This window comes from Sphingobacterium multivorum, from assembly GCF_039511225.1.
Taxonomy (GTDB): Bacteria; Bacteroidota; Bacteroidia; order Sphingobacteriales; family Sphingobacteriaceae; genus Sphingobacterium.
This window is the reverse complement of the sequence record NZ_CP154261.1, coordinates 2700779-2714891: the sequence shown is the minus strand read 5'-3', so window position 1 is coordinate 2714891 and position 14113 is coordinate 2700779. Positions and strand designations below refer to the sequence as shown.

The following is a 14113-nucleotide window of genomic DNA, read 5'->3' as shown; positions in this document are numbered from 1 at the left end:
AAGAGATTTATAATTTCGACTTATCCACTTTTTCAACTTGGCTACCATCCTTTAAAGTTTTTGAAATAGCATCAAATGGCCGTGAGACCACTTCATCTCCTTTTTTCAGCCCTGAGGTAACGATGATATTTTTATCATCCTGAATACCGGTCTTTACCAACACTTGCTTAACAGTTTTATCTTTTAGGACAAATACATACTCATCTACTTTCTTATTTGTATTGGTAGAATCTTTATCATCAGAACGCACAGTTACCGATTGAATCGGAACAACCAGTCCTTTATCATGTTTTGTAAATATCTGAACGGTTGCTGAAAGTCCCGGCTTAAATGGCGATGCCACATTCTCTTTCATCAAGTCCTGATACGATTCTGCACTGATTCGAACTTTTACATTAAAATTTGTAACCTGATCTGTCGATGATGTCGTCGTCGTTGTTGTTGCTATATTTTTAGACGAGCTAGCAATTTCCGTCACAACACCTTTAAACTTCCTATCCTTAAAAGCATCGACTTCGATCTCAGCTTGATTCCCTACCCTTACATTGTTGATATCATTTTCATTTACATCGACATTAACCTCCATCGAGCTCATGTTGGCTATACGCATAATTTCTGTACCCGCCATCTGAGCCGTTCCAACAACACGCTCTCCTTTTTCGATAGACAAGAGCGAGATGATACCATCTGAGGGTGCGTAGATTGTCGTCCGATTCAAATTATCCTGTGCTTCTTTTACTGACGCTTGTGATTGGTCAATGCCATATTTTGTCGAACGTACCGTTTCCCTTTGTGCTTGGATAGAAGCCTGTGCAGCAAAATATTCGGCAGAACTTTTATCCATTTCTGAAGCAGAAATAACACGTTTTTCGAAAAGCTCCTGATTCCGTTTATAGGTAGCTGCAACATTTTTGAAGTTTTCTTCTTGTTGTTTTAATTGCTGTTGTGCAGCTGCGAGATTGGCCCGCTGTGAATTCATTGCCGCAACCGAACGATCATAACCCGACTGCAAAATATCTGGTTTGATGCGACAGAGTACCTGTCCTTTTTTAACAAAATCACCTTCTTTAATGTTAAGCTCAACAACCTCTCCAGATACCTCCGAACTCAACTTAACCTCCACCTCAGGCTGAATCTTCCCACTTGCAGAAACTAATTCATCGACATCAGTCTCCTTTACGACATCCACAGCGACTTTAGTAATCTCTCCCTTTCCAAACCAGCCAGCTTTAAAACCTATGAAGCCAAGGACCACCAAGAGCACTACGATGATCAGTATAATTTTTCCAATGCTACGTTTTTTCTTTGCCATTTCTTTTGTTAGTTCAAATAGATTAATTGTTATCGAATTGAATTGGATTTCCAAGGTAATAATCGATGATCTTCGATCTGAATATTACGTTATATTTTGCTTGAATAAGGTCAAATTCGGCCTTATTTCGTTCTGTTTGAGCTGTAAACAATTCCAGTGAATTCGCCATACCAATATCATAACGCTCCTTTGTTGCCTTAAATGCTGTTTCAGCACTTTCAAATGCTACAGTAGCCGAGCTATAGCGTTGTTTGGCCGCATTCACATCCAATACAGCCTGATTAACGGCCTTGTTTAAGTTATTTTTTGCCAACTGCTCGGATGCTTCCGCCTGTTTCAAACCAATCTTTGCCTTCGCCACATTCACTTTATTCTGATTTCTCGAAAAAATTGGAATGGCCAGTGATAAACCGGTAAAAAAGGACTTATTATCGGAGATTTGTTGGCCAAACGGCACTCTAAAAAGAGTTGTAGGATCTAAGGGATCGGTTTGTCTTGTCGTTGCGGAGGAGTAATTCGTTCCATAGCTCACATTCAGATTAAGCGTGGGATAATAGCCTCCCTTCGCGATATCGATTTGTTTCAATGCCACCTCTTTATCCAATGCAGATTTGTGAATATCGGGCTGTAAGGTGAGCGCTTTTTCGTAAACATCCACGGCATTCTTATCCACTGCATGAACCAATATGGCTTCCAGACTCGGGCGTTCCAAAGAAATAACGGTTTCAGGAGGCATTTCCATCAACTGCTTCAAGGTTAACAAAGACATTTCGTATGAATTTTTTAGATTAACTTTATTCAGCTCATTTGTGGCAACCTGATTTTTTGATTTGGCAAGATCGGCAATTGTTTTATTACCAACTGCAAATTGGATGGAGTCTAAAGAAAATTGTTGCTTTGATAAAGCAATCTGATCTTCACTGGCAACCATCATCTCATGATTGGTAATTGCTTCCAAATAATTCACCAACACATTGAGCACGAGATCATTCTTGATCTTATCTACCTGAGTCGCTGTGGACTCCAGTTGCAATTTATTCGCTTTGATCTGATTGACCTGCTGAAAACCCTGAAATAAGTTGACACTAGATCCCACGGAGCCACTGGTTCCTTTTGTCCAAGTGTTATTAACGATTCGTCCAGAAGTTAAATCGAAACCAAAACCATAACGGAAACTTTGATCCACAGTAGCACTGAGGTTTGGCAACAAATTACTTTTTGCCTGAAACAGGTCCTGCTCAGCAAGATCTTTGTTCAGGGCCGCTTGCTTTATCTGTACGTTCCGTTCCAATGTCATACGAATGGCCTCGGCCACCCCCACAACCTGTTGGGCTTGAACCAAAACATTAGTTCCAAGAAATAACCCAGTAAATACTACTGCAGAATAATAAAATCTTTTCATGTCCATATGTAGAACCATACATTTTTTTTTAGATTTGAACTTCATTTATCGGTTATGTATTTTGTCAAATCTCCATTTTTCCTTAGATGGCTATATCCCAAATCAATATGGAACATGCCACGTCATGAAAAAAAAGTCTATCTTACTTTTGACGATGGTCCAATTCCTGAAATTACACCTTTTATACTCGATATCCTAAAAAAATATCAGGTGAAGGCAACATTTTTTTGTGTTGGTGAAAATATTAAAAAAAATCCACATTTGTTTCAACGAATTTTAGCGGAAGGACATCAGGTGGGCAACCATACTTACAATCACCTTAAAGGCTGGGAGACAAATGATGAGCAGTATTTGGCAAATGTTGCAAAATGCCAGGAACTGACCCAAACCGACCTTTTTCGCCCGCCTTATGCCCGAGCAACAAAATCCCAACTCCGTCAACTCTATAAAAAATACCGTGTGATCATGTGGGATATTATGTCGGGTGATTTTGATCCGAATTTAAGTCCACAGAAATGCCTCGAAAACGTTTTGCCTAACATTAAAAATGGCTCTGTTATTATTTTTCATGATAATATCAAAGCCATTCCCCGTGTCGAATATGTTCTCCCTAAAACAATAGAGTTTCTATTAAAAAATCACTATCAGCTTTCGAGAATAGATTAAGGTTTACTTCTAGCAAACGTCACCTCAGATTCATAATATTTACCTACACTGACACTGAAATACCCCAATGCATTGTTACTTAAATTTGAAATCGGATTAGATGGCGAAGCCGAACCTGGGTTAATCATTTGAAAACTATTCCAATAATTGTAGGCCCCCACATCGATACATTGACGAAGAATACGCACGCGGTCACCAACTTTCAAATCTCTATCGCGGTCGACAATATCATGCTGCACCTCTAAGCCATTGTTATACTTATCGTTAAAGACATCAATAAAACGTAATTTACCTCCATTCACCGACATCTTATACTTATAATAATTACCTTTTTCCGGGGGGTCAACAAATACGAGAGTTGGATAGTAAATGGTATCAGTAAAAATAATGCGCTGCGAAAGTCCTATAGAATCCACATCCACATAGCTGGGAACCTTTGATACCCCTTGAATCTCCCTCCCATCAGCGGTCTTTACCTGTAACTGATAAGTGGCCTTCTCCTGTAAGCGTAATGTCTTATTGGTATACAGCCCGTCAGCCCCCGCTTGAAACGTATAAGTGCGATTATTTTGCATATTCTTAACGATCACCTCTGCATCTGTTATCGGAGAAAACAGCGAGTCTTTAATACTTACAACCTGCTGTATACTAATCTCATGCTGTTGATCCGAAACCATCAAATCTGCGGTGATAACCAATTGACCTGTATTTTCGGGCAGTTCCAAATCTATTTTGTCTTCGCAGCTCCCTAAAGTAAATAATGCAACAGCTATAACTCCTAATATCTTCTTCATTCTTTGCTAAAATTTAAAATTCCACGTAATCGATGGTATCGCCCCAAATAATGCTATCCGATAAATCTCGGTGACATTGGATTGTCCTTCTTTTTCTCTAAAGTCTATCAAATACGCATTTTTTCGGTTATAGGCATTATAGAGACCAAACGACAAGCTCGAGTAGCTATTCTTGGTGCGTTTAATATCATAAGTTGCTGCCAAATCCAGGCGGTGATAAGCAGGCATCCGCTGCCCATTTCTTTTATCGTAATAGAAGATCGTACGATCGTCAACAAAATATTTCCCCGCGGGCATCGTTACAGCATCTCCTGTATAGTAGACAAAATTGGCGCTCAAATTCCACTTCGGATTTAACTGATACTGCGCTACGATGGCTATATTATGGGTTTTGTCCTGCCGTGCACTAAACCACGCACCATCATTGATTTGTTCAAATTGCCGCTCACTTTTGGACAAAGTATAACTCAACCAGCCGCTAAATCGCCCAAGTCTCTTTTTTAGAAACCATTCAATTCCGTATGCCCTACCTTTCCCAAACAGCAATTCCCCTTCCAGTAATTCATTTGCCTGTAGATCGGCACCATTCCTATAATCAATCTGGTTCTTTAAGTCCCGATAATAACCTTCGACTGAAAATTCGTACCTATTAGATGCAAAATTTCGAAAGTAGCCCAGCGAATACTGATTGGATAACTGCGGCTTAATTGTATTATTGCTCAATACATATTGATCGGTAGGAAGACTGCTGGTCGTATTACTCAGTTGATGCAAATACTGAACATTGGTATTAAACGAAGCCTTTACCGTTGTCAAATCATTGATCGCGTAGTTTAAGGAAACGCGAGGCTCCAGATAGACGTACTTTTTACCCAACTTGCCATTTCCTACATAGGTAGAATCCACGGCCTCGCCAGCAGGATCGAAAGTATAAAATGTTCCCGGTCCCAATGCTGCGTAAGCGGATGCTCTCAGTCCAAAGTTTAATTTTAAACGGTCGGTAACAGACCAGTCATCGGTTAGATATGCAGCAACATCAGCACCCTTACGATGTTGAATTTGCAATGAATTCACCTTCGAATCTTCCCCCGCTTCGATACTTGCCGGTCGGATTTCCTGCAGGGCTGCCTGCAATCCAAATTTTAGATTGTGACGGTCCGAAAGATTGTACTGAAAATCTTGTTTAAAATTGTAATTAAAGATATCTGAGCGGATCTTAAAGTTATTATCATCCTCAATCTTAACCTGATAATTGAATTTACTAAAAATTAACGTTGTATTGCTAAACAACCTATTGCTCCAGACATGGTTCCAACGCATGGTTCCAGTCGCATTTCCCCAATTGAAATCAAACAGATCATGATAAGCCATTGCATCCTTACCGAAATATCCAGACAAGTAAAGTGTATTCTTATCATTGATACGATAATTTAACTTTGCATTGAGGTCATAAAAAAAGAGCGCACTCTTCTTAATATTCTCATCACTTGAAAGCTTTAAGAAAAGATCGGCATAGGTACGTCTGCCGGAGATCATAAATGAGCTCTTGCCTTTTTGAATAGGTCCTTCCAATTTAAGACGCGAGGCGATAAGTCCCAAGCCACCTTCTACGTTGAAATGCTGATTGTTTCCATCTAAGGTGGTTATTTCCATAACCGACGAAATTTTACCCCCATATTGAGCCGGAACCCCACCCTTGTAGAAATTCACGTCTTTGATCGCATCGGAATTAAAGGTCGAGAAAAAACCGAACAGATGGGAACTGTTATAGACAGGAGCCTCATCCAGCAAAATCAGGTTTTGGTCGCCACCACCACCACGCACATAAAAATTGCTGCTTCCTTCCCCACCACTGGTTACTCCTGGAAATAGCTGTATGGTCTTGAGAATATCCTTTTCTCCAAATAGTACAGGGACTTTTTCGATTTCTTTGGGGCTAAACTGCGTAAGCCCAGGCGTTAGATCCTTTATTGATTTGCGCCTATTTCCGGTCACCGTCACCTCGGCGAGCTGATTTTCCTCAGGTACCAACTGAATAATATAAGTGGAGTCCTTATCCAAATGGACAGAAAATCCTTTTGTTCGATAGCCTACCGACGATACTTCTATCCCTTTGCTGCCATCACGGACAGACAAGCTAAAAAAACCATATTTATTTGACGCAGTGGATTTTTTCTCCGCATCGTTTCGTATCACGGCACCAATAATATTCTCACCGCTGATACTGTCCCTAACAAACCCCGAAATAGATTTAGACTGTTGACTATACGCTTGCTGCGCGCAGAACAAAATGGAAGAAAGACAAAAAACAACCTTTATAGGTTTAAACATAATCAAGTGAAGTCAAAATTTTGCTGAAAATAATAAAAAAGCCTTACAATTTGTAAGGCTTAATAATAAGTTTATAATTTGTTAGTTAAGGTCTCTGTTTAACAAAAATAGCATTTTATTCATTTATGCCAAATATTTATCCATTTTTCTTTTCACTTTTCTTCGTTTGATCAAAATATCCCTTAAAAAAAGCCATTTGATAAACAATTGACCGAGACCAGTACTCCCAATTGTGCCCACCTTCACTTGTAACAAAGGTATGATTTATATTATGGTACATCAATTTATCATGCAGCGCAACGTTCACCGTGTAGAAAAAATCTTCCTTACCGCAATCGATGATTAAGCGAAGTCTATTATTGATTAATTTGGGAACCATATTCATAACAACACGATCGTCCCATTCTTGCGGTACATCAGCATAATTCCCTATGCGATCTTTAATTTCCCAATTTAGGGGGAAAGGTCTAAAATCTACCCCACCGGCTGTACTTCCTGCAGCGCCATAGCTATCCTGATGTTTTATGGCCAGCGAGAGCGCGCCATGCCCACCCATACTTAAACCCGTAATAGCCCTTCCGCTCCGATCTTTGATCGTTGAATAATGCTGATCTACATAATCGATCAGCTCTTTGGATACAAAAGTTTCATATTGGTAGTTTTTATCGTTCGCGATGTCCCAATACCAGCTTCCAAAACCGCCATCGGGACAAACCACCATATAACCATACTGATCTGCCAATGCGCTTACACTTGAATTTTTAACCCAATTGCTATAATTACCAGAATATCCATGCAATAGGTAAAGGACGGGATAATTGATTTTGCTCGAGTAATTTTGCGGAAGAATTACGACTGTCTTAATTGCTTTACCCATAGACGGGCTCTGAATGGACAGGGTATCCACTTTGGCAGCATAGGAGTTCGTGAGGGTGCATAAAAATAAAGTGAATGCAATTAACAGCTGTCTAATACCGGCCAAACAAAATAGGCCGCTTTTGATAGGATCGGTTTGATGAAAATTATGCATCGAATAACTGAAAATAGGTCTAGTGTTTATCATAAATGTATTGATTTCTTTCAAAGAAATAAAGATAGGATTTTAAACCAAATGGACGCTCGCTAATTGTATAAAATCCAGTCCCATTGCTATCGAAAGCTATTGCTTCCCCCTGCGGCTCTACCTGATAAGGCAGAATAGCTGGCTTTCGTTGCAATACCTGCTTCCAGGACTCACTTCGGTTTCTCTGCCAATAGAAAATATGAGTAATATTCTTTACAAGCAGTTGTGTACCTGTCTGATCTATAGCAGAAGCCGTAGCAAAAGTAAATGGCAGCTCTGCTATCCTATTTAAGGTAAAATATTGCTGTTTAACAGTTGTAAATACAGCGGCACTATAAACAGTCGATCGAAATTCACGTTTAGATATAACATACAACATGTTGTCAATTGGATCAATCATAATCGATTCGGCATCTAACCGTTGCTGGCCAGGAAATTTAAGAAAGATAGCCCGAATGGACTTCTTCGAAATAAGCCCAGGATCATCGGCCTGAGGCTCAGGAAATACATACAGGCATGTCCAGGTTCTTTTCCCGGCGTTGTTTCCGATGTCCGCGAGGACGAGAAAATAGGTATCTCCAATTTTCACCCGATCGATATCCTCACAGTCGACGACAGAGACCCCTTCAAGTGAAAATTTTTTCAGTAGTTTGGCCTGACGATCAATTAAATAAATAGTTGCACCGTCACCACTATCATTGTGTACCCAAAAATTACCCTCCTGATATGCCGGTGTAATACCCGACACTTCCTTCAATTGTGGATCAGTCAGTTCCCCAAGAGCAATTTGCGTTTTAAAATAATCCTTCCTATTTTGGCTGTACACCTGCAAACTTAACAGAGAAAATGTAAACAGCAGGCACAGATTCAATCGTGCAATATTCATGTTTAAAGATACGTTTTTATTGATATTTACATTCCAATTATGAAGAAGCTTTCCACATACAGTTCATTACTCCTTCTTTTAACACTCTTATTTCCTTGTCACAGCCTACTCGCGCAGAATTCTTCATTTCGTGTAAAAGTAAAATCAGGTCTTCGACAAACACCCCCCTATCTTGTCAAGTACTACAACAGCAAAGATTGGGAGAAATTCAATACCGAGATACGCCAATTTGATTATGATCCCAAATTTGAATATGACATCAAGATCCTCAAACGTCAAAACGGTTCGCGTCCAACATACAGCTTAGCCAAAACGATCACAAAATCATTATCGGAAGAGACGGCCGTGGACACATGGGAAGTTGGAGAAAACTATGTAAATGCTCAGAACCTTGGTAAATTGAAGTGTCTGCAGATAAAATCTGATAAAAAAAATAAATGGGAATACCTCGCTGCAACCATTCAGGGTTTCGATTACCAAGAGGGCTACCGTTACCGCATTCGGGTAAAACAAACGAAACAAAAAAATACAGACACCATCAGGTACAGCTTAATTGAAATTGTCTCAAAAGAACGTACAAATGAACTGCCCAGTGTGGCCGCATTTCTGGCTCGTTTTAAATGGAATTTACTTCAGTTAAATGGAAAGGATGTCACCGACAGCAAAGCAAGCATCGGGTTCGATGCCCGAAATGGCACGATTACCGGAACAACGGGATGCAACAATTTTTGGGGAAATTTCACTATTAAAGGGGACAAAATCAGCTTTATACACCTAGCAAGCACCATGCGTGCCTGCAATGGCCAAAATATCGAAAATGACTTTTTCCAAATTTTTGAACAAAAACAAATTCAATTTGACATAGCCGAGCAAACCTTAAATTTATACAACGACAGAAAACTAGTCATGATTTTTGGATTGGAGCGGGAATAAAAAACACCCAAAGTCTGGGAGACTTTGGGTATCTTAGCCATATTATTAACCTATTTTATGAAAAGTATTTATGCCATTTGGAAATGACATAAACAAATATGTGAAATAAATCGGAAACAATCGAAAGCGCAATAATATTTTAACAAAATTTTAACATTTCAAAAAATAATGAGATAAATGAGCATAAAAATGATTCATTTTGACTCATTCCGATCCATATTTATCCTGTATCTTACAGGTTTAAACCGATACAATGATTAAAACATTTTTAACATCAACAGCCTTACTTTTAACCGCGACACTTTTTGCCCAGAAGAACCCTGTCATCAAGGGAAACTATGCCGATCCTGAAGGTATTATCTATGGCAATAAATACTGGATATTCCCGACCTATTCGGCACCTTATGAAGAGCAGATATTCTTCGACGCGTTTTCATCTTCCGACTTGGCCACCTGGACAAAACACAGCCGCATCTTGGAAAACAGCAATGTCAAATGGGCGAAAAAAGCTATGTGGGCACCGGCGGTATTGGAAAACAAAGGCAAATATTACCTATTTTTCGGTGCCAATGATGTACATCAAGGCGAGATCGGAGGCATCGGGGTGGCTGTGGCCGACAAGCCAGAAGGTCCCTATAGTGACCTATTGGGCAGACCCTTAATCAACGATATTATCAATGGCGCTCAACCGATAGATCAGTTTATTTTTAAAGATAAAGACGGAACTTTCTATATGTACTACGGCGGTTGGAAGCATTGCAATATGGTGAAGCTCAAGCCAGATTTCACCGGCTTGCTCCCTTTTGATGATGGTAGCTTTTACAAAGAAATCACCCCTAAAGATTACGTTGAAGGACCATTTATGTTTATAAAAGATGGAAAATATTATTTCATGTGGTCGGAAGGCGGCTGGACAGGCCCCGACTACAAAGTCGCTTATGCCATCGCCGATTCGCCATTTGGGCCTTTTGAGCGCATCGGGACAATATTAGAACGAGATCCGGAAGTCGCTGTTGGCGCCGGACATCATTCAGTCATCAAAGTGCCCAACAAAGACAAGTATTTTATCGTCTACCACCGTAGACCGCTTGGCAAAGATGGAGCCAATGAGCGCGTCACCTGTATCGAGGAAATGAAATTTGACAAAAATGGACATATCATACCTGTTAAGATGACCTTTACAGGTGTAAAATATCCATTAAAATAGCAAAATACTCGTTTTTGTAAACAACAAAAAAAGCCCAGATCAATCGAACTGGGCTTCTTTTTTTATGAAAACAATTACCGCTTAAATGCTAGAAATTGCATTATTTAATGTTTCAGATGGACGCATTGCCTTAGCTGCTAATTCATCATTCGGGAAATAGTAACCGCCGATGTTTTGTGCATGCCCCTGTGCAGCGATCAGTTCTTCATTGATTTTCGCTTCATTATCTGTCAACACCGTTGCAACAGTTGCAAATTTCTCTGCCAATTCAGCATCTTTTGTCTGTGCCGCCAAAGCCTGAGTCCAGTATAGTGTCAAATAGAAATGTGATCCGCGATTATCAATCTGACCAACTCGACGTGCCGGAGATTTATCGTTCGCTAAGAATTTTTCTGTTGCTTCATCCAAGGTCTCCGCCAATACAAGCGCTTTTGGATTATTCTGTGTTTGAGACAAGTGTTCCAAAGAAGCACCAAGCGCCAAGAATTCACCCAATGAATCCCAACGCAAGTAACCCTCTTGAAGGAATTGTTCTACGTGTTTCGGAGCCGAACCACCAGCACCTGTTTCAAATAAACCACCACCATTCATCAATGGAACAATAGACAACATTTTAGCTGATGTACCCACTTCTAAGATCGGGAATAAATCCGTCAAATAATCACGCAACACGTTACCAGTTACTGAAATGGTATCTTCGCCCTTACGAATACGTTCCAAAGAGAATTTCGTCGCATCAATCGGAGATAAAATACGAATATCCAAACCAGTTGTATCAAAGTTTGGCAGGTATTTTTCTACTTTTTTGATGATTTCTCTATCATGTGCACGGTTTTCATCTAACCAGAATATAGCTGGAGTTTCAGATAAACGAGCACGATTCACAGCCAATTTCACCCAGTCTTGAATTGGTGCATCTTTCGTTTGACACATACGGAAGATATCACCTGTCTCCACTTTTTGCTCCATGAAAACATTTCCTGCAGCATCCACCACGCGAATAACGCCGTTTCCTGCAGCTTGAAAAGTTTTATCATGGGATCCGTATTCCTCAGCTTTTTGCGCCATCAAACCTACGTTTGGCACAGAACCCATTGTTTTAGGATCTAAGGCACCATGCTCCTTACAGTCTTCAATTGTTGCTTCGTAAACGCCAGCGTAACAACGATCAGGAACCATCGCGATAGTATCTTCTTCTTGACCGTCTTTATTCCACATTTTACCACCAATACGGATCATTGCTGGCATAGAAGCGTCAATAATAACATCAGAAGGCACGTGGAAATTTGTAATGCCTTTATCCGAATTTACCATCGCTAAAGCAGGGCCGTTTGCGATAGCAGCGTCGATAGCAGCTTTCACTTCAGCCTCTTTCGCATGGCCTGCTATTTTAGCATAAACCTCACCTAAGCCGTTATTTTTATTGATACCCAGCTCTTTGAATAAATCGCCATATTGCGCAAAAACATCTGCAAAATAAGTTTCAACAACAGCACCAAAGATAATCGGATCAGAAACTTTCATCATTGTTGCCTTTAAATGTGCAGACAACAATACACCTGCCGCTTTCGCTTCAGCGATAGCATCTGCTACAAAAGCTTTCAATGCTGTTAAACTCAACGTTGAAGAATCAATAACTTCACCCGCTTTCAATGGCGAAAGTCCTTTTAATTCTGTTACTGCACCTTGCTCATCAACAAACTCAATTTTAAATTGACCTTCATTTTCTACGGTTACAGACTGCTCTGAGCCATAGAAATCACCTGAAGTCATTGAAGCAACCTTTGTTTTAGAATCTTTCGCCCAAGCACCCATTTTATGTGGGTTTGCTTTTGCATAGTTCTTCACCGCTTTAGGTGCACGGCGATCTGAATTTCCTTCACGTAATACAGGATTTACCGCAGAACCCAATACTTTGGCATATTTCGCTTTAGCTGACTTTTCCTCTTCTGTTGTCGCTTCATCAGGATAGTTTGGAACAGCGTAGCCTGCTTGCTGTAATTCAGCGATAGCACCTTTTAACTGCGGAATCGACGCGGAGATATTCGGTAATTTAATGATGTTTGCTTCAGGAGTTGTTGCCAACTGACCCAACTCAGCCAATGCATCAGCAATTTTTTGATCTTCTTTTAAAAATTCTGGAAAGCTAGCAAGAATACGGCCTGCTAAAGAGATATCTCTCAATTCAACATCGATATCAGCTGTAGCTGTAATCGCTTGAACGATAGGCAAAAACGAATAAGTCGCTAATAAAGGAGCTTCATCTGTTTTTGTCCAAACAATTTTTGATTTGTTTGACATAGTAATCTATTAGAAATATGTTTAATTTTTAATGCTATGTGAAATCATTGAAAAATCTGAATTTCTCAAAAATTCGCCTAAAGATAAGAATAAATGCCATAATTAACGAGGAATTGCACCCCTTTTGACAATAAAATTGTGAAAATAAATATATTTTGGCAATACAGAATAAGTCGCCCCTCCTCTACCCAAAAGTATTTCCTCTTGACATTTCAGTGACCAGATACTACAGGCGAAATCCTATTTTAGCTCAACATAAAAACACGACTTACAATGAAAACATTCAAATTGAACAATGGAGTTGAAATTCCGGCAATTGGATTTGGAACCTGGCAAATTCCTGAGGGCGACGAAGCTTATCAGGCAGTTAAAGAAGCACTTGCCGCTGGATATACACATATTGATACTGCGGCCATATATGGCAACGAAAAGAGTGTTGGAAAAGCGATAAAAGACAGTGGTATCGATCGTAATTCGCTGTTTATCACAACAAAACTCTGGAATACCGAGCGTGGATACGATAAGACAATTGCTGCATTCGAAAAATCACTCAGCGATCTACAATTGGATTACCTCGATCTTTACCTGATTCATTGGCCTGCCAACGAAACGCAATTTGCAAACTGGTCTGACATCAACGCCGATACCTGGCGGGCTTTTGAGCAGCTCTACAAAGAGGGGAAAGTTAGAGCGATCGGCGTGAGTAATTTCCCCAAAGACTACCTCGCCAAATTACTGGAGTCAGCGACAATCATCCCTGCAGTGAACCAAATTGAATTTCATCCGGGTTACCTTCAGCAAGATACTGTGGCACTCTGCCAATCCAATGACATCCTTGTTCAGGCTTGGTCACCCCTGGGTTCGGGCAGAATATTACAGGATGAAACCCTCGTTGCACTGGCTAAGGAAAAGAATACTAGTGTTGGACAACTCTGTATCAAATTTGCTTTATCTCAGGGTATCTTGCCGCTGCCAAAATCAACCAATCCCGATAATATTAAAAGAAATTTAGCGATCGACGATTTTGAGCTGACAGCAAGCGATATCAAAACTATCCTCGATTTACCTGAAATGGGGTTTTCCGGATCGGACCCTAAAAAAGTCGCTTTTTAAGAGCGGTAATACAAAATTTATGGAGTCGCTCTAAGGCTACTCCATAAATCCTATATTGCAGAGCTTCCAGCACAAAAGAAACTGATTCTCACTTTCCTGAATACA

The 14113-nt window shown here is 40.1% G+C and carries 11 protein-coding genes; 4 read left to right on the top strand and 7 right to left on the bottom strand.

What is annotated here, in order from left to right:
• Positions 1 to 7 precede the first annotated feature (7 nt).
• Both AAH582_RS11060 and AAH582_RS11055 read right to left on the bottom strand, forming a co-directional pair.
• Positions 8 to 1312 (bottom strand): efflux RND transporter periplasmic adaptor subunit, encoded by a 1305-nt coding sequence (locus AAH582_RS11060; RefSeq protein WP_046676244.1) that lies wholly within the window; start codon positions 1310 to 1312, stop codon positions 8 to 10.
• A 22-nt stretch (positions 1313 to 1334) separates the two neighbouring features.
• Positions 1335 to 2714, bottom strand: coding sequence for a TolC family protein (locus AAH582_RS11055; RefSeq protein WP_343322171.1), 1380 nt, complete (start codon positions 2712 to 2714; stop codon positions 1335 to 1337).
• Between the two features lie 114 nt (positions 2715 to 2828).
• Here AAH582_RS11055 and AAH582_RS11050 point away from each other — a divergent pair, with 114 nt between their 5' ends.
• Positions 2829 to 3380 (top strand): polysaccharide deacetylase family protein, encoded by a 552-nt coding sequence (locus AAH582_RS11050; RefSeq protein WP_430459039.1) that lies wholly within the window; start codon positions 2829 to 2831, stop codon positions 3378 to 3380.
• On the opposite strand, the gene AAH582_RS11045 is transcribed toward AAH582_RS11050, so the two are convergent.
• The 4 genes from AAH582_RS11045 to AAH582_RS11030 form a co-directional block, all read right to left on the bottom strand.
• A complete protein-coding gene (locus AAH582_RS11045) occupies positions 3377 to 4174 on the bottom strand; it encodes a DUF4249 family protein (RefSeq protein ID WP_343322169.1) in 798 nt (265 codons plus the stop codon). The two genes, AAH582_RS11050 and AAH582_RS11045, sit on opposite strands and share 4 nt — an antisense overlap.
• Positions 4175 to 4180: 6 nt before the next feature.
• Complete coding sequence (locus AAH582_RS11040) at positions 4181 to 6505, bottom strand: TonB-dependent receptor (RefSeq protein WP_343322168.1); 2325 nt, start codon at positions 6503 to 6505, stop codon at positions 4181 to 4183.
• Between the two features lie 136 nt (positions 6506 to 6641).
• Positions 6642 to 7568, bottom strand: coding sequence for an alpha/beta hydrolase (locus AAH582_RS11035; RefSeq protein WP_343322167.1), 927 nt, complete (start codon positions 7566 to 7568; stop codon positions 6642 to 6644).
• On the bottom strand, positions 7555 to 8454 hold the full coding sequence (locus tag AAH582_RS11030) for a hypothetical protein (protein WP_343322166.1): 900 nt from the start codon (positions 8452 to 8454) through the stop codon (positions 7555 to 7557). The genes AAH582_RS11035 and AAH582_RS11030 overlap by 14 nt, the downstream gene beginning before the upstream one ends.
• Before the next feature lie 39 nt (positions 8455 to 8493).
• Here AAH582_RS11030 and AAH582_RS11025 point away from each other — a divergent pair, with 39 nt between their 5' ends.
• Together AAH582_RS11025 and AAH582_RS11020 are read left to right on the top strand one after the other, a co-directional pair.
• A complete protein-coding gene (locus tag AAH582_RS11025; RefSeq protein WP_343322165.1) occupies positions 8494 to 9387 on the top strand; it encodes a DUF4377 domain-containing protein in 894 nt (297 codons plus the stop codon).
• Between the two features lie 253 nt (positions 9388 to 9640).
• Entirely contained in the window at positions 9641 to 10594 is a 954-nt protein-coding gene (locus tag AAH582_RS11020; RefSeq protein ID WP_343322164.1) for a glycoside hydrolase family 43 protein, read from the top strand.
• Between the two features lie 81 nt (positions 10595 to 10675).
• On the opposite strand, the gene AAH582_RS11015 is transcribed toward AAH582_RS11020, so the two are convergent.
• Positions 10676 to 12895, bottom strand: coding sequence for an NADP-dependent isocitrate dehydrogenase (locus AAH582_RS11015; protein WP_046676239.1), 2220 nt, complete (start codon positions 12893 to 12895; stop codon positions 10676 to 10678).
• A gap of 273 nt (positions 12896 to 13168) precedes the next feature.
• Between AAH582_RS11015 and AAH582_RS11010 the strand changes: the two genes are divergently transcribed.
• Positions 13169 to 14008 carry an aldo/keto reductase gene (locus tag AAH582_RS11010; protein WP_046676238.1) on the top strand — a complete coding sequence of 280 codons (840 nt, stop codon included), beginning with the start codon at positions 13169 to 13171 and terminating at the stop codon, positions 14006 to 14008.
• The last annotated feature ends 105 nt before the right edge of the window (positions 14009 to 14113 follow it).